Here is a 25,352-nt window from a genome sequence, read left to right as displayed (position 1 = left end):
GGCCTCTTGTGCCATCAATGCAACGAGCAGAAGTTAACCCGGTTTGCGCAGACAGCCATGTCTTGCGCTGGATTATGGGCCACAGTCGGCTGGGATGGACACGCTGGAACAGCGTCAAAGCCGACGGCGTGAGGAGCAGCAACGCTCGGCAAGGCCACGGGGTTCTTCGATCCGCTCGGGATCATGGACCATCGACGCCTTGCGCGTGACGGACGGCCGCTCCCCGCACCGCATGGGAGGAAGCAAAGAGTGCTCGAGAAGTATTTCAACCTGAAGGAACAAGGGACGACGGTTCGCACCGAAGTGATCGCCGGCGTCACGACCTTCCTGACGATGGCCTACATCATCTTCGTCAACCCAGAGATCCTGTCTTCGACGGGCATGGACCGCAACGCCGTGTTCGTGGCGACCTGTCTTGCCGCGGCACTCGGCTCGCTGATCATGGGCCTGGTGGCAAAATGGCCGATCGGCATGGCGCCGGGCATGGGCCTCAACGCCTTCTTCGCCTTCACCGTGGTCGGCGCCATGGGCTTTTCCTGGCAGCAGGCTCTGGGTGCCGTCTTCATTTCGGGCGTCATCTTCCTGTTGCTGACCGTCAGCGGCGTGCGCAGCTGGCTGATCGCCGGCATCCCGCAATCGATGCGCAGCGCGATCGCCGCCGGTATCGGCCTGTTCCTCGGCATCATCGCGCTGAAAAGCTCGGGCATCGTCGTTGCCAGCCCGGCAACCCTGGTGACGCTCGGCGACCTCAGCCAGACCGGAACGCTGCTGGCCATCGCCGGCTTCTTCATCATCGCGGCACTCGACGCGCTCAAGGTGCGCGGCGCGATCCTGATCGGCATCCTGGTGATCACCATCGCCTCGATGGCGCTCGGCGTCAGCCAGTTCAACGGCATCGTCTCGATGCCGCCATCGATCCTGCCGACCTTCCTGCAGCTCGACGTCGTTGGCGCGCTGCATGCAGGCCTGGTGCACGTCATCCTGGTGTTCGTCCTGGTCGAGGTGTTCGATGCAACCGGCACGTTGATCGGCGTCGCCAAGCGCGCCGGGCTGATCGAGCCGGGCAAGCCGAACCGCCTCGGCCGTGCGCTTCTGGCCGACAGCACGGCAATCGTTGCCGGCTCGCTGCTCGGCACCAGCAGCACCACCGCCTATGTCGAAAGTGCCTCGGGCGTGCAGGCCGGCGGCCGCACCGGCCTTACCGCACTGGTCATTGCCGTGCTGTTCCTTGCAGCGCTTTTCTTCTCGCCGCTGGCCAGCTCGGTGCCGGCTTATGCGACGGCCCCTGCCCTGCTCTACGTCGCCTGCCTGATGATGCGCGAACTCGTCGAGGTCGAATGGGCCGACATCACCGAGGCAGCGCCTGCAGCGCTGACCGCGCTGATGATGCCGCTCACCTATTCGATCGCCAACGGCCTGGCCTTCGGCTTCGTCAGCTACGCAGCACTCAAGCTCCTGACCGGACGGCCCGGCGAGGTGCACATGGCAACATGGCTGGTGGCAGCGCTGTTCATCATCCGCTTCGCTTTCTTCCCGCACTGAAGCTCCACAACAGCATCGCCGGAGGCTGTGTCAGCAGCCTCCGGCGATTTTCGGTTCAGCCCAGCCGTACGGACGACTGCCTCACTTGGGCGCCGCTGCCGCGGTCTCGCCCGGCGGCAAGATCCGGAACGTGAAGGTCGATACCTTTTCGCCCGGCTTGAACGGCCCCGGCACGGCATTGCTGACCGGCTTCACGCTCTGGAGAAAGGCGGCAATCGCGCCCACATCTTCGGGGGTGAGTTGGGCCAGGGCACGCCACGGCATGATCGGAGCCAGTTCCCGCCCGTCCGGCCTTTGGCCGGTCTGGAGCGCCGTGACGATCTGCTCGGTCGTCCAGCTGCCGATGCCCGTCTCCTTGTCTGGCGTGATGTTGCGGCCAACGAAGACACCCAAACCCGGAATCTCAAAACCGACATCCGAGCCGCCGAGAAACTTCGAACCATCGGGTTTGCCAAGAGATAGCCCGGCGTGTGGCAGTCGGTGCAGCCGCCCATCGTCACGAGATATTCGCCTCGTGCCACCTGCGCCTCGTCGGCAATAGCTGCCGAAGACATGGCAAATGTTGCGGCCCACAATGCAAGTCCAATCGGCGTTCGAAACATCGCTTCACCCCTGACGTTGCCTGTTTCTGCTCCCTCGCATTCCGCCGCCTGTTTTCCCCGCCCTGGCATAGACGCGGGTCACCCAATTCTCGCACCCTTGCGGGACGCTGACCAGCAACGATCACTCCATCGTGGCCGCGATCGGCGATGCAAATCGCGATGGCCGCGGCTCTTTCGTTTTTGTACGGCATCGTGGAAAACGAACATCGCAACCGGCAATTGCCGTGCAATCCCCACACCGAATCCGGTTCGCGGGTTCAAGAACAGAAGATTCAACGCATTTCAGGCAAAAATCGTCGCAAATTCGGTGAAGTCAGCCATGCTACGTTGCGTAAAGCCGAGCGACTCGATCATCGATATATTTCGTTTGACATTCATTTCCAGTTCGAAATAATCGAAATTGAGCTTCGGAATATCCTGAAATTGCTGCAGTGCGAAAAGGCGACGAAGGCGTGAGCATGCCCGAGATACACGACATCTTCGTCATCGGCGGCGGCATCAACGGCTGCGGGATCGCACGCGACGCAGCTGGTCGCGGCTACTCCGTCTACCTCGCCGAAATGAGCGATCTGGCCAGCGGCACGTCTTCCTATTCGACCAAGCTGATCCATGGCGGCCTGCGTTATCTCGAGCACTACGAGTTCAGGCTGGTTCGCGAAGCGCTGATGGAACGCGAGGTGCTGTGGCGCAACGCGCCGCACATCATCTGGCCGATGCGCTTCGTCCTGCCCTACGCCAAGGGCCTGCGTCCCGCCTGGCTGATCCGGCTCGGGCTGTTTCTCTACGACCATATCGGTGGCCGCAAGCTTCTGCCAGCAACCCGCACGCTCGACATGCGCAGCGACGCCGCCGGCAAGCCGCTCAAGCCGATGTTCTTGCGTGCCTTCGAATATTCGGACGGCTGGGTCAACGACGCCCGTCTTGTGGTGCTCAACGCCCGCGACGCGGCTGACCGCGGGGCCGTCATCCGCACCCGCACCAAGGTGACGAGCGCGCGACGTGACAACGGTCATTGGAACATCCTCGTCGAAGATCTCCGCAGCGGTCAGATCGAAGAGGTCAAGGCGCGGCTGATCGTCAACGCTGCCGGCCCGTGGATCGACCATGTCCTGACCGAGACCGTCGGGCAGAACAACGTCCACAATGTGCGCCTGGTCCAGGGCAGCCACATCGTGGTTGCGAAGAAGTTCGACGACCCGCGCGCCTATTTCTTCCAGAACAAGGACGGGCGGATCATCTTCGCCATTCCCTATGAGGAAGACTTCACTCTCATCGGCACCACCGACCAGGACTATGACGGCGACCCGCGCCAGGCAAAGATCAGCCAGGCCGAGATCGACTACCTCTGCAACGCGGCGAGCGAATATTTCGCTGAACCGGTCAGGCCAGAGCATATCGTCTGGACCTATTCCGGCGTGCGGCCGCTCTATGACGACGGTGCCAGCAAGGCCCAGGAAGCGACGCGCGACTACGTGCTGAAGTCCGATGGTCGCGACGGCCAGGCCCCGATCGTCAACATCTTCGGCGGCAAGATCACCACCTACCGGCGCCTGGCCGAGTCGATGCTGGAAATCATCGAAAAGCACCTGGGCAAGAAGGGCAAATCCTGGACCGCGACGGCTGCCCTGCCCGGTGGCGAGTTCGAGGCGACAGCCTTCGATACGGAAGTGGTGAAGCTCAAGGCCGCCTACCCGTTTCTCGACATGCGTCTGGCACGGCGCCTGACCCGTCTCTACGGCACGCGCGCCAAGGCGTTGCTTGGCCTTGCCAGATCGGAGACGGACCTCGGGCGCAATTTCGGTGCCGATCTTTACGAGGCAGAAGTTCGCTACCTCGCCGACAACGAATGGGCGGTGACGGCAGAGGATGTTCTTTGGCGACGCACCAAGCGCGGTCTCAAGCTTGGCAAGGAGCAGGCCGCGTCGCTTGACGAATTCATGCATGGAATACGCCCGGGCGTGCACAACGCCGCGGCGGAATAGGCGCCACCGCCTGACATCTGCCTCTGGGAGGAGGGGAAATGCTGGAATTACGCAATGTAACCAAGACCGTAGCCGGCGCGGATCATATCCGCGACGTCTCGCTCAAGCTGCAGCACGGCAGCCTGAACGTGCTGCTGGGGCCGACGCTGTCCGGCAAGACCAGCCTGATGCGGCTGATGGCCGGGCTCGACAAGCCGACCTCCGGCTCGGTCTGGTTCGATGGCGTGGATGTCACCGGCGTGCCGGTGCAAAAGCGCAACATCGCCATGGTCTACCAGCAGTTCATCAATTATCCGGCGATGACGGTGTACGAGAACATCGCCTCGCCGCTGCGCGTTGCCGGCGCCGACAAGGCCAGGATCGACCAGGAGGTCAAGCGCGCCGCCGAATTGCTCAAGCTGACGCCCTATCTCGACCGCACCCCGCTCAGTCTCTCCGGCGGCCAGCAGCAGCGCACAGCACTTGCCCGCGCCATCGTCAAGAATGCCAGGCTGGTGCTGCTCGACGAGCCGCTGGCCAATCTCGACTACAAGCTGCGCGAGGAACTGCGCGCCGAACTTCCGAAGATCTTCGCCGAGACCGGCGCGATCTTCGTCTATGCCACGACCGAGCCGCATGAAGCACTTTTGCTCGGCGGCAATGTCGCGACGCTGTCGGAAGGCCACATCACGCAGTTCGGTCCGACGATCGAGGTGTTCCGCAAGCCGAACGACCTGGTCACGGCGCGGACCTTTGCCGACCCGCCGCTCAACACGATCGTGCTGAAGAAGAGCGGTCGCAGTTTCCAGCTTGATGGTGGGGTGGACCTCCCGGTGCCGGCAGACCTCGCCGGCATTGCCGACGCCAGCTATACGATCGGCTTCCAACCCCACCATCTTTCTTTCGAAAAGCGCACCGCAGATGCGGTTGGCGTGAAGGCCAAGGTGACGGTGACCGAGATTACCGGCTCTGAAAGCTTCGTTCATCTCAACTACGCAGATGCGCGATGGGTGATGCTCGCCCATGGCATCCGCCAGTTCGAGCCGGACGAGGCGATCGAGGTCTTCATCGATCCACGCCACGTCATGGTGTTCGACGCGAACGGCCGTTCGGCCGCCTCGCCATCGCAACTGGCAGCATAGGAGGGCGAGATGGCACGCATCGACCTGAACCACATCCGCCACGCCTACGGCGCCAACCCGAAATCCGACAAGGACTATGCGCTGAGGGAAGTGCATCACAGCTTCGACGATGGCGGCGCCTATGCGCTGCTCGGCCCGTCCGGCTGTGGCAAGACCACGCTGCTCAACATCATTTCGGGGCTGCTGCACGCCTCGCACGGGCAGCTTCTGTTCGACGGCAAGGACGTGACCCGGCTGTCGACGCAGGAGCGCAACATCGCCCAGGTGTTCCAGTTCCCGGTCATCTACGACACCATGACGGTCTACGACAATCTCGCCTTCCCGCTGCGCAACCGTGGCGTCGCCGAGGCCGATGTCGACCGAAAGGTGCGCGAGACGCTCGAGATGATCGACCTCGCCAGCTGGGCCAAGCGCAAGGCGCGCGGGCTGACCGCCGACCAGAAGCAGAAAATCTCGCTCGGCCGCGGACTGGTACGCTCGGACGTCAACGCGATCCTGTTCGACGAGCCGCTGACCGTCATCGACCCGCACATGAAGTGGGTACTGCGTTCGCAGCTCAAGCAGCTTCACCGCCGCTTTGGCTACACCATGATCTACGTCACCCACGACCAGACCGAAGCACTGACCTTCGCCGAAAAGGTGGTGGTGATGTATGACGGCGAGATCGTCCAGATCGGCACACCGGCCGAACTGTTCGAGCGCCCCAAGCACACCTTCGTCGGCTATTTCATCGGCTCGCCCGGGATGAACGTCATGCCGGTGGCAGTTGATGGCAGGCGCGCCCGGCTCGGCGAGCAAGTAATCGACCTGCCCGGCGCGCCCAAGGCCGAAGGCAATGGCATCGAACTCGGCATCCGCCCCGAATACGTACGGCTGGGCGCCAAGGGCATGCCCGTCACCGTGCGCAAGGTCGAGGATATCGGCCGGCACAAGGTGGTGCGCGCCAGCCTCGAAGGCCGCGAGATCGCGGCGATCCTGGGCGAAGACGACAACGTGCCAGCCGATCCGCACGTCACCTTCGATCCCGCCGGCATCAACCTCTACGACAAGTCCTGGCGCGTCGAGATGGGAGCGTAACCATGGAAAAGACCTGGAACAACAAAGCCTGGTTCATGGTGCTGCCGGTGCTCGTGCTGGTGGCGTTCTCGGCGGTCATCCCGCTGATGACGGTGGTCAACTATTCGGTGCAGGATACGTTCGGCGGCAACCAGTTCTTCTGGGCCGGCGCCGAATGGTTCGAGGAGATGCTGCACTCCGACCGCTTCTGGGCCGCGATGGGCCGCAACCTGATCTTCTCGGCGATCATCCTGTCGATCCAGATCCCGCTCGGCATCTTCATCGCGCTCAACATGCCCAGGAAAGGCTGGGGCGTGCCCGTATGCCTGGTGCTGATGGCGCTGCCGCTGCTCATTCCGTGGAATGTCGTCGGCACCATCTGGCAGGTCTTCGGGCGCATCGACATCGGCCTGCTCGGCTACACGCTGCACGCGCTCGGCTTCGACTACAACTACGTCAACGACCCGTTCGACGCCTGGGTGACGGTCATCGTCATGGACGTCTGGCACTGGACCAGCCTCGTCGTGCTGCTCTGCTACGCCGGGCTGGTGTCGATCCCCGACGCCTTCTACCAGGCGGCCAAGATCGACGGCGCCTCGCGCTGGGCGGTGTTCCGCTACATCCAGCTGCCGAAAATGCAGCGCGTGCTTCTGATCGCCGTGCTGCTGCGCTTCATGGACAGTTTCATGATCTACACCGAACCCTTCGTCGTCACCGGCGGCGGGCCCGGCAATTCGACGACCTTCCTGTCGATCGACCTCGTCAAGATGGCGGTCGGCCAGTTCGACCTCGGCCCGGCGGCGGCGATGTCGATCATCTACTTCCTGATCGTGCTGCTGCTGTCATGGGTCTTCTACACCGTCATGACCAACTACGACGTGGAGAAGTGAGATGGCGGGGACAAGGGAAGCCGTCGTGAACGTCGACAAGGACCAGATGATGCGCAATGCGCCGGCTGCGGAACGCGCCGCCCATGGCGGACCTGCGGACGCGGCGCTCGCCCGGCGGATGCGGCGGCGCGGCGAGGAATCGCGCTTCTGGTGGGTGGTGCCGACGATCTACATCATCTTCTTGATGCTGCCGATCTATTGGCTGATCAACATGAGCTTCAAGTCAAACCAGGAAATCCTGGGCGCCTTCTCGCTCTGGCCGCAAAACCCGACGCTGCGCAACTACAGCGTGATCTTCACCGATCCGTCCTGGTACAAGGGCTACATCAACTCGATCATCTACGTGGTCATGAACACGGTGATTTCGATCTCCGTCGCCCTGCCTGCGGCCTATGCCTTCTCGCGCTATCGCTTCTTGGGCGACAAGCACCTGTTCTTCTGGCTTCTGACCAACCGCATGGCCCCGCCGGCGGTGTTCGCCCTGCCCTTCTTCCAGCTCTATTCCGCCTTTGGCCTGATCGACACGCATGTCGCCGTCGCGCTCGCCCATTGCCTGTTCAACGTGCCCCTGGCGGTGTGGATCCTCGAAGGTTTCATGTCGGGCGTACCCAAGGAGATCGACGAGACCGCCTACATCGACGGCTACTCGTTCCCGCGCTTTTTCGTGAAGATCTTCGTGCCGCTGATCGCAAGCGGCATCGGGGTCGCGGCGTTCTTCACCTTCATGTTCTCCTGGGTCGAACTGTTGATCGCCCGCACCCTGACTACCACCGACGCCAAGCCGATAGCCGCCATCATGACGCGCACGGTCTCGGCCTCGGGCATGGACTGGGGCGTGCTTGCCGCGGCGGGTGTCTTGACCATCATCCCGGGCGCGCTCGTCATCTGGTTTGTCCGCAACTACATCGCCAAGGGCTTTGCCCTGGGCCGCGTCTGAGGGAGCGTTTGTGATGGACTTTTCCTGGATGGCCTGGACGCTGCCGACGGCGGCGTTCTTCATCACCATCTTCCTCATGCTGGTTGGCATGGGCGTGTGGGAGTATTTTTCGCCCGGCGGCAATCCGCGCGTCGGGATCCTCAGGTTCGAGACGACCCGAGGAGACAGGCTTTTCGTTTCGCTGCTCGGCAGCGCCTTCATTCATCTCGCATGGCTGGGCCTGATCGGGCCCAACCTGTGGTGGGCTCTCGCTCTCGCAGTGGTCTACGCCATCGGCGTATTCCGCTTCGTCTAGAGGGGGAAATGTTGGGCCGCCGCAAGCCCGCGGCGGCGCCAAATGGCAATGCAACCTTGTTTGGGAGGAAATTAATGCGACGCCATATTCTAGCATCAACGAGTGTGATCGCCCTGCTTTTGGGCGCAGGCAATGCCTTTGCCGGCATGGAGGAAGCGAAAACCTTCCTCGATACCGAGATCAAGGACATGTCGGCGCTCGACCGCGCCGGCCAGGAAGCCGAAATGCAGTGGTTCATCGATGCGGCGAAACCTTTCGCCGGCATGGACATCAAGGTCGTTTCGGAAACCATCACCACGCACGAATATGAATCGAAGACGCTCGCCAAGGCGTTCTCGGACATCACCGGCATCAAGATCACGCACGACCTCATCGGCGAGGGCGACGTCATCGAAAAGCTGCAGACGCAGATGCAGTCGGGCGAAAACATCTATGACGCCTATGTCAACGATTCCGACCTGATCGGCACCCACTGGCGCTATCTGCAGGCGCGCAGCCTGACCGACTGGATGGCCAACGAAGGCAAGGACGTCACCAATCCGAACCTCGACATCGCCGACTTCATCGGCAGCAAGTTCACGACCGCCCCGGACGGCAAGCTCTACCAGCTTCCCGACCAGCAGTTCGCGAACCTGTACTGGTTCCGCTACGACTGGTTCAACGACGAGAAGAACAAGGCCGATTTCAAGGCAAAATACGGCTACGACCTCGGCGTTCCGGTCAACTGGTCAGCTTACGAGGATATCGCCGAGTTCTTCACCGGCCGCGATATCAACGGCCAGAAGGTCTATGGCCACATGGACTACGGCAAGAAGGACCCCTCGCTCGGCTGGCGCTTCACCGATGCCTGGCTGTCGATGGCCGGCAACGGCGACAAGGGCCTGCCAAACGGCCTGCCGGTCGACGAATGGGGCATCAAGGTCAACGAGAAGTCACAGCCGGTCGGCTCGTGCGTAGCCCGCGGCGGTGACACAAACGGCCCGGCCTCGGTCTACTCGATCGTCAAGTATCTCGACTGGCTCAAAGCCTACGCTCCGCCGGAAGCGCAGGGCATGACTTTCTCCGAATCCGGCCCGGTTCCGGCTCAGGGCGCGGTTGCCCAGCAGATCTTCTGGTACACCGCCTTCACCGCCGACATGGTGAAGCCAGGCCTGCCGGTGATGAACGAGGACGGCACGCCGAAGTGGCGCATGGCGCCCTCGCCGCACGGCGTCTACTGGAAGGAAGGCATGAAGCTCGGCTACCAGGACGTCGGCTCGTGGACGATCCTGAAATCCACGCCTGACGACCGCGCCAAGGCCGCCTGGCTCTACGCGCAGTTCGTGACGTCGAAGACCGTGGACGTGAAGAAGAGCCATGTCGGCCTGACCTTCATCCGCCAGTCGACCCTCGACCACAAGAGCTTCAGCGATCGTGCGCCGCAGCTCGGCGGCCTGGTCGAGTTCTACCGTTCGCCGGCCCGCGTCCAGTGGTCGCCGACCGGCACCAACGTGCCCGACTATCCGAAGCTGGCCCAGCTGTGGTGGCAGGCGATCGGCGATGCTTCGTCGGGTGCCAAGACGGCCCAGGAAGCCATGGACTCGCTTTGCGCCGAGCAGGAAAAGGTGATGGAACGCCTCGAACGCGCCGGCATCCAGGGCGATATCGGTCCGAAGCTGGCGGAAGAGCATGATCTCGCCTACTGGAACGCGGAAGCGGTCAAGGCCGGCAATCTTGCGCCTCAGCTGAAGATCGAGAACGAGAAGGAAAAGCCGATCACCGTCAATTACGACGAACTGGTGAAGAGCTGGAGCAAGTAAGGGTTCAGGCGGAATTTCCGCCTGGCAGGACCTGGGGAGACGGCACAGTGCCGTCTCCCCTATTTTTGCAAGTGACTGCAGGAGACGGAAATGAGCGGTTTCGTTCTGGCGATCGATCAGGGCACCACGTCCAGCCGGGCGATCGTGTTCGATCAGGCAATGAGAGTTGTCGGCATCGGCCAGAAGGAATTCACCCAGCATTTCCCAGCGTCGGGCTGGGTCGAACATGATCCGGAAGAAATCTGGGACAGCGTGGTTTCGACCTGCAAGACTGCATTGAAGAAGGCCGGCAAGGACACCGCCGACATCGCCGCTATCGGCATCACCAACCAGCGCGAAACCGTGGTCATCTGGGACAAAGCCACGGGCAAACCGATCCACAACGCCATCGTCTGGCAGGACCGGCGCACCGCGCCGCTGTGCGCCAAGCTCAAGAAGCAAGGGCTGGAGCCGCGCTTCACCAAAAAGACCGGACTGCTGTTGGACCCCTATTTCTCCGGCACCAAGATCGCGTGGCTGCTCGATAAGGTCAAAGGAGCCCGCAAACGTGCAGAGCGCGGCGAACTGCTGACCGGCACCATAGACTCGTTCCTGATCTGGCGGCTTACCGGCGGCAAGGTGCACGCGACAGACGCTACCAACGCCTCGCGCACGCTGGTCTACAATATAGAAAAGAACGCATGGGACGCCGAACTGCTCGACATCCTGCGCATCCCCGCCGCGATGCTGCCCGAGGTCAAGGATTGCGCCGCAGACTTCGGCGTCACGGAGAAAGCGTTGTTCGGCGCCGAGATTCCGATCCTGGGCGTGGCCGGCGACCAGCAGGCGGCAACCATCGGCCAGGCCTGTTTCGAGCCAGGCATGATGAAATCCACCTACGGCACCGGCTGCTTTGCCATCCTCAATACCGGCAGCGATATCGTGCGCTCGAAGAACCGGCTGCTCACCACCATCGCCTACCGGCTTGACGGCAAGACGACCTATGCACTCGAAGGGTCGATCTTCATCGCCGGCGCTGCGGTGCAGTGGCTGCGCGACGGCATCAAGGTGATCGGCAAGGCCGAGCACAGTGGCGAGATGGCGGCACAGGCCGACGATACACAGAGCGTCTATCTCGTGCCTGCCTTCGTAGGCCTCGGCGCGCCGCACTGGGATGCCGAGGCACGCGGCGCCATTTACGGGCTGACCCGCAATACCGGCCCTGAAGAATTCGCCCGGGCGGCGCTGGAGTCCGTCGCCTACCAGACCCGCGATCTGCTCGACGCGATGAAGAAGGACTGGAAGACCAGGAACGGCAAGACGGTGCTGCGCGTCGACGGCGGCATGGTCGCCTCCGACTGGACGATGCAGCGCCTCGCCGACATCCTCGACGCGCCGGTCGACCGACCGACCGTGCTCGAAACAACAGCTCTCGGCGCTGCCTGGCTTGCCGGTTCGCGGGCGGGCGTGTGGCCAAAGGCCAAGGATTTCGCCAAGGCCTGGGCGCTCGACCGGCAGTTCAGGCCCGAGATGCAACCGGCCGTGCGCGCGGCCAAGCTGAAGGGCTGGCACGACGCGGTACGCCGGACGCTGACGCCGAAGTAGCTGTTCGAGGCCGTCAGCTTATCTGGCGAAGCTCGAAAGCAGCGCCTGCGCCTCTTCGGCAAGGGTTCGCGTCAGCTCGGCCGCCGGCATTTCGCGGCCGAGGCGTGCGGCCTGGCCTGACCACAACGACATGAAGTCGCCCGAACCCTGCGGCTCGGACTTCGCCCGAAGCGGCGCCAGTGCGCCGCCGGCAAGTGGAAAAGCGGGCGCCAGGTCGGACAGCGGGCCGACTTCGCGCATGATGCGGTTGACGATGCCGCGCGCCGGCCGGCCGGTGAAGACATTGGTCAGAGCGGTATGATCGTCCTTGGCGGTGCGCAGCACTGCCTTGTGAGGGGCCGCCACCTTGGCTTCCGGGCAGAACAGATAGGCGGTGCCGATCTGCACCGCCGAGGCTCCCAGCACGAAGGCCGCAACGATACCGCGTGCATCGGCGATGCCGCCGGCTGCGATGACCGGCACCTTGACCGCGTCGACCACCTGCGGCACCAGCGCGAAGGTGCCTGCCTGATTGGCGACGTCGTCGGTGAGGAAAATGCCGCGATGGCCACCGGCCTCGGCCCCTTGCGCGATGATGGCATCGCAGCCGTGCTGCTCCAGCCACACCGCTTCGTCGGCTGTCGTCGCCGACGACAGCACCTTGGCGCCGGTCGCCTTGACCCGGTCGAGCAGGCCAGCGTCGGGCAGGCCGAAATGGAAGCTTACCACCTCGGGGCGGAACTCCTCGACGATCTCGCAGAACTCGGCATCGAAAGGCGCTCGCGCCGAGCGTGGTGTGGGTGCTGCAGGATCGAGTCCGAGTTCAAGGTAAAATGGTTCTAGGCGGCGTTTCCACGCGGATTCGCGGGCGAGGTCTTCCTCGGGCTGCCTGTGGCAGAAGAAATTGACGCTGATCGGCCGCGAGGTGCGCTGGCGGATGATGCCGAGTTCGGTGCGCGTCTTCTCAGGGGTCATCAGCGCACAGGGCAAGCCGCCCAGTCCGCCAACTTCGGAAACGGCAATCACCATCTCGGAATCGACAGGCCCGGCCATCGGCGCCTGCAAGATCGGAAGGTCGAGGCCCAGGAGATCAAGAATTCGACGATCGGGCCACATGTTGGCTTCCTTCCTGGGTTTGGCCGCTCAGTGCCGCTGGCGCTCGGCCTTCCGGGCAGCGATCTGGCGCATGGCCATCACACGGCGCCGCAATATCTCGGTGCGCATCGCCATTAGATGCAGAGTGAAGAACAGAAGGGTAAAGCCAAGCGCCATCACAAGCAGGGGCCAGAGCAGGCTGGGATGGATCGTCGGGCCATCGAGGCGGAACACCGAAGCCGGCTGGTGCAGCGTGTTCCACCATTCGACCGAAAACTTGATGATCGGGATATTGACGAAGCCGACCAGCGTGATGACCGCCGCGGCACGCGCCGAACGTGCAGGGTCGTCGAGCGCGCGCGTCAGCGCGATGATGCCGAGATACATCAGGAAAAGCACGAAGACCGAGGTCAGTCGTGCGTCCCACACCCACCAGGTGCCCCACATCGGCTTGCCCCAGATCGAGCCTGTAAGCAGCGCCAGGGCGGTGAACACGGCACCAACCGGTGCTGCCGACTTCAGTGCCACGTCGGCGAGCGGGTGGCGCCAGACAAGCGTTCCCAGTGCCGCAATTGCCATCACGGAGTAGCACATCATGGCGAGCCAGGCGAAGGGCACGTGGATGTACATGATGCGGACGGTGATGCCCTGCTGGAAATCACCGGGCGCGGCAAAGCCGAGATACAAACCTGCAGCCAGCACCAGCGCCGAAGCGCCGGCGAGCCAAGGGACAACCTTGTCCACCAGCGTGATGAAGCGGGTCGGGTTGGCCAGGTCGCTGAAACGCCAAGCCTGCGAACTCGTCTGTGTCATGGACGCTAAATAGCCGTGGCCGGCCTTCTTCGCAATCAGTTCCAACGTCGCGGCTCGCCAACGCAAACGGGGCGCCGAAGCGCCCCGCAGACAAAAACCAGATCGGCCTCAGGCCGCCTCGAGGACAGCGTCAGGCCGCTGCCTCGACATGGGTGACACGGCGGACCTCTTCGTCGTTGAGCAGGCCACCGGCGCGCAGCAGCGAGGCAAAGCGCCCGTTGCGAGCCGAAAGCTCGCCAAAGCCGCCCATCTCGACGACACGGCCGTGATCCATGAACACGACGAGGTCGGCGTCGCGAACAGTGCTCAGGCGGTGGGCGATGATGAACGTCGTGCGGCCATCGCGCAGCATGTCGATCGCGTCCTTGACGCGGTTCTCTGTCTCGACGTCGAGCGCGCTGGTCGCCTCGTCCAGCACCAGGATCGGCGCGCTCTTGAGGATGGCGCGGGCAATCGCGATGCGTTGGCGCTCGCCGCCGGACAACTGCCCACCGCGCTCGCCGACATTGGTGTCATAGCCTTCGCTCTTCGACAGGATGAAGTCCTGCGCTGCCGCGGCGCTGGCTGCGGCGTGCACTTCCTCATAGCTGGCGCTGGCGCGGCCGACGCGGATGTTGGCCTCGATCGAGCGGTTGAGCATGCCGGCATCCTGGAACACGGTGGCGATCGAATGGCGCAGCGACTTCTTGGTCACGCTGCGCGTATCGATACCGTCGATCAGGATACGGCCATGCTCCGGCGCATGAACGCGTTGCAGGAGGTTGATAAGCGTGGTCTTGCCCGCGCCGGTCGGGCCGACGATGGCAACGGTCTGGCCGGCGCTGACCTCGAAGGAAACGTCGCTCACGCCCTGCCCCGAATTCGGAAACTCGAAGCTGACATTTTCGAAGCGGACATGGCCGGTAACGTTTTCCAGCTCACGCAGGCCCTCGGGCTCGCGATGGTCGGCGGCGGTATCCTCGAGACGATAGAACTCCTCCAGCTTCGAACGGGCGTCGAATATCTGGTTGGCGAAATTCGAAACCTGGTCGAGGCGGCTGATCAGCAAGGCGGCAAAGCCGGTAAAGGCAACGATATCGCCGATCCGCAACTGGCCCTGGGTGACGAGATAGGCACCGATGAGCAGCACCACCATCATCGAGATCGTCGAGGCGAGCCGATGCATGGCGGAAGCCAGCGCCCACCAATCGAGGACCGGGTTCTGCGTGGTGATCAGTGCCTTGACGTAATCGCGCAGCGATTCCGTCTCCTGGCCGATACGGTTGTAGCTCTGCAGCACCGCCACGTTGCTGACCGAGTCGGAGACGTGGGAGAAAACCTTGTGATAGTGGCGCTCGACCGAAGCCTGGCCTTCCTTGGTCTTGCGCATCACCAGCCGGCCGATCATCAGATAGAGCGCACCGAGGCCGATCAGCACCAGCGACATGCGGACGTCCATCGCGAAGGCAGTCGGGATGAGCAGCGTCAGCGCCACGGCGGTCGACAGGTGGGTGCGCATGAATTCGAGCCACAGGCTGAACAGCGCCTCTACCGCGCGCAGCAGCGTGTGCAGCGAGTGCGACGTGCCACGCTGCTGGTGCCAGGCCAGCGGCATGGTGATGACGCGTTCGAACGACTGGCAGAGAACTTCGCCGCGCCGCGCATGGGCCAGGCGGTCGGCGCCACGCGCCACCAGAACGAAAGCGACAATGTTGAACGCGCCGAAGCTGGCCCACAGCGCCATCGTGGGAACGACTTCCGTCTTTCCGGCAATGGCATCGATGATGCGTCCGAACAGAATCGGCTCGGCAATAGTGACGATGGCCAACACGACGTTGGCTGCGCAAATCAGCCCGACCTTCTTGCCGTCTGCGGCAAGATAGCGAAGGGCTCTCCAATAAACCTCAAGCAACGACACTTTGGTACCCCTTGAGTCCCGTTCGTCCCTTTATTGTGCACTGCACCATGGCCGACAAATAGCGACCTCGGGTCCGCAAGACAATGCGCAGATAACCTCTGAGTTCAAAAAAATCGAACAACACATAGCTACGCTCGGTAATCTCGTGTGATCCGATAAGGAATTGAGAACTAACGAAAAAAGGCATCGTTGCGGCGAAATGATGACGAAGATGACGGACAAGTTAACGCAGGGGCATTCCGGTCAGGCCGGAATGCGCACCACCACCTCGATCTCGCCACGATCGCGCATGGCAAAAGACGCATCCTTGCCCTTCACGCCATCGACATCGGCCTTCGCAGCCTTAGTGGTTTTGTCTCTCACCACCCGCAACCTATAGACAGCTCCACCCAAGCGCAGGGTCGCAGCGTAACCTTCCCAATGCTTCGGAATGGCCGGAGAAACCACAAGTCGGTCGCCGCGCCGGCTGATGCCGAGGATGCTCTCGACCGCCGCACGATAGAGCCAGCCGGCCGAACCTGTGTACCAGGTCCAGCCACCGCGCCCTGCCTTGGATGCGTCGGCATAGACATCGGCCGCCACGACATAGGGTTCGACCCGGTAGGTCTCCGCCGAATGCTCGTCGAGCGCATGGTTGACCGGGTTGAGCATGGAGAAGCAGCGGTAGGCCTCGTCGACCTGCCCCATTTCCGCCAGCGCGATGACAAACCACGTCGCTGCATGGGTGTACTGGCCACCGTTCTCGCGCACGCCTGGCGGATAGGACTTGATGTAGCCGGGTTCCTTCTCCGTCTCGGAGAACGGCGGCGTGAACAGCCTGATGAGCTGCATCTCGTCATCGACCAGCATCTTGGTCGCCTGCGCCATGGCGGTGCGCGAACGGGCAGGATCTCCCTCGCCCGAGATCACGCTCCACGACTGGGCGATCGAATCGATCTTGCATTCGTCGGAATTGCGTGAGCCGAGCGGCGTGCCATCGTCGAAACTGCCGCGACGATACCACTCGCCGTCCCAGGCGGCATTCTCCAGCGCCCGCTTCAGGGCATTGGCATGCTTGTCCCAGGCATTGGCGCGCTTGGAGTCGCCCTCTGCCTTGGCCAGGGGCGCAAACTCGCCCAGCGTCTTCAGCAGGAACCAACCAAGCCAGACGCTGTCGCCCTTGCCCTCCTCGCCGACGCGGTTCATGCCGTCGTTCCAGTCGCCACCGAGGATTAGCGGCAGGCCGTTCTTGGCCGTCCGCTTGATGGCGAGGTCGAGCGCGCGGGCGCAATGCTCGTAGAGCGAAGCCTTCTTCTTCGACGCCTCGGGCGTGAAGAAGGCATCATGCTCGCCAGGGTTGAGCTGCTGTCCTTCGATGAAGGGCAATTGCTCGGCCAGGATCGCGGCGTCGCCGGTCACGGTGACATAGCGCGCCGTGGCGCTGGCCAGCCAGACGACGTCGTCGGAGATCATCGTGCGCACGCCGGCACCGGTGCGCGGCAGCCACCAGTGCTGCACGTCGCCTTCGGCAAATTGCCGGCCAGCCGCATTCAATATCTGTGCACGGGCCAGGCTTGCGTCATGCATCAGCAGCGCAAGCGTGTCCTGCAGCTGGTCGCGGAAGCCAAACGCACCGCTCGCCTGGTAGAAGGCCGAGCGCGCGCGGATGCGGCAAGCAAGGCTTTGATAGGGCAGCCAGTGGTTGACCATCGCGTCGAGCGCCTTGTCCGGCGTGTCGACTTCGATCGTGCCGAGGAACGAGCGCCAGTCATCCGCATTGTCGGCAAGCCGCTTGTCGAAATCGACCTTGAGATGACGGGCCACAAGTGCGTTCGCCTCTTCGTCGGAGCCGGCATCGCCGAGCAACCACAACAACGACACAGAGCCGCCAGCCGGCACCTCGACGTCCCGCGCAATCGCGGCACAAGGATCGACGCCGGCTTCCACGCGGCCGGTCAGTTCCACACCGAGCGTCACCGCGCGCGGCGCCTCGACCGTTCCTCCCGTGCCAATGAACTCGAGACGATCGGCGGTGACCGAACCGGCCTTGCCGTCCATCGCCATGAAGGCGACGCGCTCGCCGAAATCGAGACCATAGGTGTTGCGCGCCAACAGTGCGCCGGTCGCCGGATCGAGTGAGGGAACGATGTTCGGCGCGGTCTTGGCCCGCCCGGTGCCGAGCACCCACTCGGCATAGGCATAGACCCTGAGCTTGGCCGCCACGGCGCCGGAATTCTCGATGCGCAGTCGCGAGACACGAACCGGATCCGCCGGGTCTACAAGGTGGGTCAACTCGGTCGTCAGCGTGCCGCGCTTGGAGCGGAAGGTCGAGAAGCCCTGGCCGTGACGCGCCTCGTAGGAAGCGCTCGCATCACGGGCGACAGCGGCAATCGGCGAGTAGGTCCTGCCGCTGGTGCGGTCGAAGACGTAGATCGCCTCACCCGGCCGGTTGGTGACCGGGTCGTTCGACCACGGCGTCAGCTGGTAGTCGCGGCTGTTGCGGCTCCAAGTGAAGGAAGCGCCCTCGGCCGAACTGTGGAACCCGAAGCCGGCATTGGCAACGACGTTGATCCAGGGCTGCGGCGTGGCACGCATGCCGTTGAGGCGCACGACATAGTCGCGGCCGCCAGCGTCGAAACCGCCAAATCCGTTCCAGTGGGAAAGTCCGTCCCCGGCAGCCTTGCGCGCGTTCCGCGAAGGCAAAGCTGCCGTTGCCGTCGATTCCGGGCGGTCCGTTGCCTGAGCCGTCGCCAGTGCGTCACGCGCCTGAAGAGCGGCGGCCTCGGCGCGCTCGATCTGGTCGAAGATGGTGCCATTGCGGGTGTGCAGACAGACCCGCGCGACAGCGAGCAGCGTGCGATAGGACGCTTCGTCCATCAGGTCGCGACGCACGGCGAAGATGTGCTGGCGCGGGCCGAGTTCCTTGCCGCGTAGCCGGCTGTTCTCGCACAGGTGCTCGATCGCCTGCTGCAGATCCTGCACGTAGGACGAGGCCTGCTCGTTGACGATGACGAGATCAGCGACCAGGCCGCGAGCCCGCATGTACTCCTGGAACCTCAGCGCCTGGGCAACGATCTCGATGTCGGCAATGTCGCCGATCCGGATCGCCAGAATCGGGAAATCGCCGGAAATCGCCATCGGCCACAGCGCCGACTGCCGGCCGAGGCCGGAGGCGATCGCGTCCGCCGAAAGACGCAGGAACGGATCGGGATAGATCAGATAGCGCGCCAGCTTCTGCACATTGGCGGCATCGGCGAGATTGAGGCCGAGGTGGCGTGTCTGAACCTGCGAACGCGTCCAGGACAGCATGGCCTGGCGCGGGAAACCCTCGGGATGGTCGAGCCGGGCTACCGTCTCCTCGACTTCCTCGCGGGTCGAACCGACGACGGTCCAGAACGTCAGCGAGACCTTCTTGTTGGCCGGCACGCGGACGCGGCGGCGAAGTGCCGCTACAGGGTCGAGGGTGAAGCCGGCACTGCCAGAAAGCTTGGCGCCCGCGTCGAAGGCTGCCGGATCGGCGATGGTACGGCCACGGCCGATGAAGGCGCGGCGGTCGGTCTCGGCCTCGGTATCGCGTGCAAAGCCAGACTGATCGGTGACGAAGTGCGCGGCCACGACCGAGGGCTCATTGGCCGCCCGCTTCTGCCGGGTCGCCAGGATCGCGCTGCCGTTGTGGGTGATCTCGGTTTCGACGAACATCTTCGAGAACGCCGGGTGGGCGTTGTCGTTGGCCTCAGGTGCAAGCACCAGCTCGGCAAAAGACGTCACCTCGATGTGACGATCGACGGCGGCATCGTTCCAGATGACGATGCGCCGGGCCTCGCCATTGCCTTCGGAAACGACGATGCACTCGACCTCGCTGCGCAGCGTGCCGACGGTCTTGATGAAGCTCGCCTTGTCGTCACAGAACAGCGTCTGGGTCTGCTCGCCGGTGGCGCGCTTGGGTTCGGCGGTCGCCGACCACCAGTCACCGGTATCGGTATCGCGCAGGAACAGGTAGGTGCCCAGCCGATCCTCGGTCGGGTCCGGCTGCCAGCGCGTGATCGCCATGTCGTTCCAGCGGCTGTAGCCGGAACCGGTGGCGGACACCATCACCGAATAGCGGCCGTTCGACATCAGGTTGGTCGAGCGCAACGCCCGCATCGGATTGAGCACCAGGCGCGTGTCGGCGCTGTGGTCAGTGGTCTCGTCCTTGGTGTGCTCGGCAACCTCCGTGCGAACGGTTGCGACTGGGATGTCGCGCGGCGCCTTCTCCTGCAACAGAAGCTCGGCAGCCTCGATCACCTGGTCGCTGTGGAACCGGTCGCGCATCCGGCCTTCGAAGATGGCGTTGGCAATCGATACGATCGACATGCCCTGGTGGTGGGCCATGTAGTTGTAGACGATGGCATGATCGGCGCCTTCCGGCACGCGCTGCGGCGTGTAGTCGACGGCGTCGTAGTAGCCGTAGCGACCGAGCGCCCCGATCTTGCGCAACCGCCGGAGGTTCGCGGTCGCCTCGCTCGGCATGAACTGGGCTGCCAGCACGGTTGCATAGGGCGCGATCACCGTATTCTGGCCAAGGCCGCGCTTGAGACCGAGGCCCGGCACGCCGAAATTGGTGTACTGGTAGGTCAGTTCGCGGTCGCGGCCATTGTAGGCGGCTTCCGAAATGCCCCACGGAATACCCTTCGAGCGGCCATACTGGATCTGCCGGCGGATGATGAGCTTGTTGGTCTGATTGAGAATGCCGCCCTGCGGCTCCTTCATGACCAGGGGCGGCATCAGGTATTCGAACATCGAGCCCGACCACGACATTAGGGCACCCTGGAAACCGATCTCGACGATCGGCCGGCCGAGCCGGAACCAGTGCTCGGTCGGAATATCGCCCTTGGCGATGCCGAACAGGCTGGTCAGACGCGCCTCGGAAGCCAAAAGGTCGTAACAGCTTTCGTCGAGTTGATGTTCCTCGACTCGATAGCCGATGGACAGCAGCTTGCGCTCATTGCGCATCAGGAACGAGAAATTCATCTCGAAAGCGAACTTGCGGGTGCGCTCGCGCAGTTCCATCAGCTTGGCCCGCAGAGCGGCAACAGCCTGGTCGTCGCTGTGCGCGTCATGGACATGCGCCTCGCAGGTGGCCTCGAGCGTCCGCGCCCAATCGGACAGGACTTCGCTCTTGGTCGATACCGCCTCCGTATGGATGGCGCCCGCCAGCTTGCGGATCTCGCCCGACAAGACCGCCAGATTGATGGTGCGGATCGAGGCCATTTCGGGCTGCGACTTGATCGTCTCCACCGCGCGGCGCATGCCGTCGATGCGGTCGATGAGCCGCTGGCGCAGCGGCCTCAACTGTCGGCGATCGTCCGGCAGGTCGGCTACGCTTTCCTCGATGATCGAGACTATATCGAGAATGCCTTCGAAATCGCCCTGCAGATGGACCGAGGGCGCTTCCGCCCATTCAGAACAGGCCGTGGCGACCGCCACGAGATGGCCGGCGAGATTGCCGCTGTCGACGCTTGAGACATAAAGCGGATAGAGCGGGCGCAGGTTGGTGGTGTCGTACCAGTTGTAGAGATGCCCCCTGTAGCGCTCCATCTTCTCGATGGTCGAAACCGTGGCGTCGATGCGCGCAACCGCATCCGCAAGGCTGATCCAGCCGAAATCCCGGGCCGAGACCACCGACAGCAGGTAGACGCCGATATTGGTCGGCGACGTACGTGTGGCGATGACGCCAGTCGGGTTTTCCTGGAAATTGTCCGGCGGCAGGTGGTTTTGCTCCGGCGTCACGAAAGTTTCAAAGTAGTGCCAAGTGCGGCGGGCCACGGTGCGCAGCGTATGCACATCCCAGGGCATGACGTGCAGCCGGTCCTCGGTCTCGGCCGAGCGGCTGATCAGCCACGCAAAGGCGGGCGAGCCGGCCCAGAAGACGGCGAATGCGAAAGCAACGAACGCGCCGGTCGAATCCGCGAAAACCGGCACTGCCAGGCCGATGACCGCAATGATCACCGCGCCGTACATCATCCGGTAGTAAGCTGCGAGGTCGTTGCCGCCTGACTTGTGCGCCTGCGAGGCGGTGCGCCACTCCAGCAGGTCCTTGCGGCTGACGAACAGGCGGTAGAGCGTGCGGACGATGGCGTCGCCCATCATCCAGGCGAGATGCGCCATGAGCACGATCTTCAACGCCACCATCGCCGTGCCGAATGCCAGGTCGCGGCCAAGCGCGCTGAAATGGCCTCGCGGCGTGGCGTCGCGGTTCTTCGGCAGGATGGCGTCGATGATGTCGAAAGTCGGCGCCATGAACAGGCTGAGGATCAACAGCGCCTGCCATTGCGCCGCCTGGGTGAAGGGCAGCAACGTCCAGCCGGCAATCGCCGCCAAGACCCAGAAGATGGGGGTCAGCGAGCGCCTGAGATTGTCGACCATCTTCCAGCGCGACAGCGCCGGAACGCCCGATTTCGGATCGAAGATGAAGCCGAGCAGCTGCCAGTCGCCACGCGCCCAGCGGTGCTGGCGCGAGGCGTCGACCGAATAACGGGTCGGGTAGTCCTCGACGACCTCGACATCGGTGACGAGCGCCGAGCGTGCGAGCGCGCCTTCGAGCAGATCGTGGCTGAGCACGGTGTTTTCGGCGATACGGCCCTTGAGCGCAGCCTCTATCGCGTCGACATGATACAGCCCCTTGCCGGTGAAGGTGCCTTCACCGAACACGTCCTGATAGAGATCGGAAACGGCAAAGACGTAAGGATCGAGGCCGCGGTGGGCCGAGAAGACGCGCTGGAAGAAAGAGGCTTCATCGCCCGTCGTCAGTGACGGCGTCACGCGCGGCTGCAAGATGGCATAACCAGCCGTCACCAGGCGCTTTTCGGTGTCGAACTCCGGCCGGTTGAGCGGGTGGCACATCTTGCCCACCAGCTTGGTGACCACGCCGCGCGTCATGCGCGTATCGGCGTCGAGCGTCATGACGTGAACGATGTTGTCGGGCAGCGCCACGTCCGTCGGCATGAAGGTGGTGTCGCCGTCGCCGCGCAGCAAAAGGTTCAGTTCGTGCAGCTTGCCGCGCTTGCGCTCCCAGCCCATCCAGCAGCCTTGCGCCGGATTGTAGAGCCGGCGGCGATGCAGCAGATAGAAGCGCGGCGCGCCCTCGCTCGGATAGCGCTGGTTGAGCTTGGCGATCTCGCGGCGGGCGTAATCGTAGATTTCGCGGTCGCCGGCCGAAATCTCGGCCTGGCTGTCGGGCCAGTCGGAAAGCACGGCGAAATGAAGTTCACCCGACATGTTGGCGAGATAATGCACCTCGATATTGCGGATGTTTTCCTCAACATCGTCGCGCGAGCCGATCAGCGACGGCACCACCACGAGCGTTCGGGCTTCAGCCGGCACGCCGTGCTTGAACTCGTAACCGATGAGCCGGGTCGGCTCCAGGAACTTGAGCACGATGGTGTTGAAGAAAGCGAGTGCGCCTTCACTTGCCGGAACGGCAAACAGCGTCAGCATGAGTGCGATCGCTGCCGTCGGCAGGCCAAGGGCGGCGAGCGCGTTGCCGGCGAGCAAAAGCAAGACCACGGTCAGCGCAAAGACCGGAAGGGCTATGCCCAGCCAGTTGGTCTTGCGGAAGGCACGATTGATGACGCGGCCGATCGTCGGGCGATAGCCGATCGCCTGCTCCAGTTCCTGCCGGCGCGGGCCGACAAGGAAGAAACCGACGTCCGAACATTCCTTCTGCAGATCGTCCCGATCCGCAAGCGGCGCAGGCTTTTCCGTGTGGGCGAAATCGGTCGCACGCTCGGCGACCTGAAATTCGGAAAGCTTGGAGTGGCGGGCCAGATCCTCGATCGCGGTGCGATACTGGTCGCGCGAGGCGAAATCGAGCGCCGCAAAATTGGTGCGCTCGCGCAGCAGTGTGTCGACGCGGCTGACATCCTCGAACCAGACCGTCCAGTCCTGGTCGTTGATGAGGCGAAGGCCACGGATGATGTTGCCGGTTGTGACGTTGCCGCTCGAGAGCGTGTGGTGCTCGCCGATGATGATCTCTTCGGCGTCGCTACCAGACTTCTCAAGCTCGTTTTCGAGCCAAATCAATGCTTTGCCGGCATTTTGCGAGCCATCGCGCAATCGATAGAGCAGTTGTGTCGCAAAGGTCGTGTCACGGGCATGCGCCGCATAGGCCCTGAGCAAGGCCAGGCCGTCATCCTGTTCCTGCACCCCCTGCAGGCGGTCGGCGACGTCGTTGGCAATCGCGCGCATTTCGCGGGCGCGATTGACCCGCACGGCGATGCGGCGAAGGTTCTCGACCAGCACGAAGCGCAGGAGTGACGGCAGCGCCCAGAGTTCGCCGATGTGCAGCGGCTCGACGGACTGGTAGCCCTCGACTATCGACTTGAACATCTGCGCCGACACGGTGCTGTCGGAGTGGGCGACGTAGATCCAGGCGATGGCAAGCGCGCGCGGGACCTGCTGTCCTTCGCCGAGTTCGATGGTCGGCAGTTCGCGGTAGAAGCGGCGCGGCAGGTCGCGCTTGACCTGATAGATCGTCTCCTCGACCAGATAGTTATTGTCGAGCAGCCATTGCGCGGCGGGCGTGATCGGCTCGCCCCTGCCCTGCGCGGCATTGGTGTCTCGATAGACCTGAAGGATTTTCTTGGCGCTCTCGCGAATGCGGGCGTGGAAGTCGAACGCTTCGAGACCGGCATAGGAGCGCAACTCCTTGCGGGCCAGACTTTCGCCCGTCGCCCTGAGCCGGTCCTCATGGAGCACCGTGGCCCTTATCGGCTGTTCTGCCACAGCCGGAAAACTAGGCACTACATCTTTGATCCGGCGCGGGTCGGTCTGAATATTCATCTACAGCATTTCCGTCTGACAGAAAGTCCGCCACGCCTTTCGGCGCCGCGGACCTGTCGCATAAACCGTTTCAAACAAGAATTGGTTGCATGGCAACACAACAGGTCGATTGATCGCTCTTGCACCGCGATTGAGTGAAAATATGGCGCCGTCATCGCCCACGTCGCCAGGCGCCTCATAGCAGTGCCGGGTAGAGACCGGAACGGAAGGATTCAGGCTTTTTCGTGTTCGATGCTCGAATTTGGCCATATTTCAGGCAGTGCCCGTCAAAGGAACTCGCTTTGGCAATTGCGAGGCGCGAATCGCCTTGCTCCGCGCCCGGATCCTTCTTGTGCCGGCCGAACTTCCGCCCCGCCAAGTCGTCGGGCGAAGGTCATCCGCCGCGCGGCAATACGGTGTAGACCCTGACGACAAAGGCGTGGAATTCGGCCATGTAATTCCTGAGGAATTCGGCGGTATCCTCATTTGTCACCTCGCCTTCATCGGTGATCAGCCCTTGCTTGAACTGGATGTAGGCTTCTGGCGCGTTCATCTGCGGCGAATTGCAAAAGCTCAGCACGCTGCGCAGGCTTTGTTGCGCGACCGCCGTGCCGATCGCACCCGGCGACGTTCCGATGACGGCCGAAGGCTTGCGGGTGAACGAATTGGTGCCATAGGGCCGGCTCGCCCAGTCGATGGCGTTCTTCAGGCCGCCGGGGATGGACCGGTTGTACTCGGGCGTGACGAACAGGATGGCGTCGACACCCGCAAGCGCCTGTTTGAAGGCGCGGGCGGGCGGCGGAAAATCGGCGTCATAGTCGTAGCTGTAGAGCGGCAGGTCCCGAAACGAGATTTCCTCCATTTCGAGATGCTTGGGTGCGAGCCTGACAAGCGCCTTGGCGAGCTTGCGGTTGATCGAGCCTGCGGCAAGGCTGCCTATGAAATAACCGACCTTGTAGGTGTCCATGGCACATTCTCCATT

15 protein-coding genes and 1 pseudogene are annotated in these 25,352 nt (G+C 63.2%); 10 read left to right on the top strand and 6 right to left on the bottom strand.

All coding sequences use genetic code 11. The features are described from left to right. The first annotated feature begins 249 nt into the window (after positions 1 to 249). Complete coding sequence (locus tag WHT83_RS13315) at positions 250 to 1,542, top strand: NCS2 family permease (RefSeq protein WP_108608576.1); 1,293 nt, start codon at positions 250 to 252, stop codon at positions 1,540 to 1,542. 81 nt (positions 1,543 to 1,623) lie between these two features. Here WHT83_RS13315 and WHT83_RS13310 read toward each other — a convergent pair. Beyond that, positions 1,624 to 2,144, bottom strand: a pseudogene (locus WHT83_RS13310) (c-type cytochrome). Positions 2,145 to 2,303: 159 nt separating this feature from the next. Between WHT83_RS13310 and WHT83_RS13305 the strand changes: the two are divergent. The 9 genes from WHT83_RS13305 to glpK all read left to right on the top strand — a co-directional run bounded on the left by WHT83_RS13305 (position 2,304) and on the right by glpK (position 11,808). After that, positions 2,304 to 2,600: a hypothetical protein gene (locus WHT83_RS13305; protein ID WP_406871415.1), complete on the top strand. Its 297-nt coding sequence runs from the start codon at positions 2,304 to 2,306 to the stop codon at positions 2,598 to 2,600. Then, positions 2,597 to 4,126: a glycerol-3-phosphate dehydrogenase gene (gene glpD / locus WHT83_RS13300; RefSeq protein WP_406871414.1), complete on the top strand. Its 1,530-nt coding sequence runs from the start codon at positions 2,597 to 2,599 to the stop codon at positions 4,124 to 4,126. Before WHT83_RS13305 ends, glpD begins: the two co-directional genes overlap by 4 nt. A 38-nt stretch (positions 4,127 to 4,164) precedes the next feature. After that, on the top strand, positions 4,165 to 5,247 hold the full coding sequence (locus WHT83_RS13295; RefSeq protein WP_406871413.1) for an ABC transporter ATP-binding protein: 1,083 nt from the start codon (positions 4,165 to 4,167) through the stop codon (positions 5,245 to 5,247). Positions 5,248 to 5,256: 9 nt separating this feature from the next. Continuing rightward, positions 5,257 to 6,324 carry an ABC transporter ATP-binding protein gene (locus tag WHT83_RS13290; protein ID WP_108608581.1) on the top strand — a complete coding sequence of 356 codons (1,068 nt, stop codon included), beginning with the start codon at positions 5,257 to 5,259 and terminating at the stop codon, positions 6,322 to 6,324. Positions 6,325 to 6,326: 2 nt separating this feature from the next. Further along, positions 6,327 to 7,193: a carbohydrate ABC transporter permease gene (locus WHT83_RS13285; protein ID WP_183262024.1), complete on the top strand. Its 867-nt coding sequence runs from the start codon at positions 6,327 to 6,329 to the stop codon at positions 7,191 to 7,193. 118 nt (positions 7,194 to 7,311) lie between these two features. After that, positions 7,312 to 8,130, top strand: coding sequence for a carbohydrate ABC transporter permease (locus WHT83_RS13280; RefSeq protein WP_406873975.1), 819 nt, complete (start codon positions 7,312 to 7,314; stop codon positions 8,128 to 8,130). A gap of 13 nt (positions 8,131 to 8,143) precedes the next feature. Beyond that, positions 8,144 to 8,425, top strand: a complete 282-nt coding sequence (locus WHT83_RS13275; protein ID WP_055979040.1) for a DUF2160 domain-containing protein — start codon at positions 8,144 to 8,146, stop codon at positions 8,423 to 8,425. Between the two features lie 74 nt (positions 8,426 to 8,499). Then, positions 8,500 to 10,224, top strand: a complete 1,725-nt coding sequence (locus WHT83_RS13270; RefSeq protein ID WP_406871412.1) for a carbohydrate ABC transporter substrate-binding protein — start codon at positions 8,500 to 8,502, stop codon at positions 10,222 to 10,224. A gap of 90 nt (positions 10,225 to 10,314) precedes the next feature. Next, positions 10,315 to 11,808, top strand: coding sequence for a glycerol kinase GlpK (gene glpK / locus WHT83_RS13265; RefSeq protein WP_406871411.1), 1,494 nt, complete (start codon positions 10,315 to 10,317; stop codon positions 11,806 to 11,808). 18 nt (positions 11,809 to 11,826) lie between these two features. Here the strand turns inward: glpK and WHT83_RS13260 are convergent, their stop codons facing one another. From WHT83_RS13260 to WHT83_RS13240, 5 genes are all read right to left on the bottom strand, one after another. After that, positions 11,827 to 12,903, bottom strand: coding sequence for a nitronate monooxygenase family protein (locus WHT83_RS13260; RefSeq protein WP_108608584.1), 1,077 nt, complete (start codon positions 12,901 to 12,903; stop codon positions 11,827 to 11,829). Positions 12,904 to 12,930: 27 nt separating this feature from the next. Then, a complete protein-coding gene (locus WHT83_RS13255; RefSeq protein ID WP_406871410.1) occupies positions 12,931 to 13,695 on the bottom strand; it encodes a heme ABC transporter permease in 765 nt (254 codons plus the stop codon). A gap of 130 nt (positions 13,696 to 13,825) precedes the next feature. Next, on the bottom strand, positions 13,826 to 15,592 hold the full coding sequence (locus WHT83_RS13250) for a glucan ABC transporter ATP-binding protein/ permease (RefSeq protein ID WP_108608585.1): 1,767 nt from the start codon (positions 15,590 to 15,592) through the stop codon (positions 13,826 to 13,828). A 243-nt stretch (positions 15,593 to 15,835) separates the two neighbouring features. Then, a complete protein-coding gene (locus WHT83_RS13245) occupies positions 15,836 to 24,391 on the bottom strand; it encodes a GH36-type glycosyl hydrolase domain-containing protein (RefSeq protein ID WP_406871409.1) in 8,556 nt (2,851 codons plus the stop codon). 373 nt (positions 24,392 to 24,764) lie between these two features. After that, a complete protein-coding gene (locus tag WHT83_RS13240) occupies positions 24,765 to 25,337 on the bottom strand; it encodes an NADPH-dependent FMN reductase (RefSeq protein ID WP_406871408.1) in 573 nt (190 codons plus the stop codon). Positions 25,338 to 25,352 lie beyond the last annotated feature (15 nt).

Origin of the sequence: Aminobacter sp. P9b, from assembly GCF_045345995.1 — a bacterium.
Taxonomy (GTDB): Bacteria; Pseudomonadota; Alphaproteobacteria; order Rhizobiales; family Rhizobiaceae; genus Aminobacter; species Aminobacter niigataensis.
This window is presented reverse-complemented; position numbering and strand designations above follow the sequence as displayed.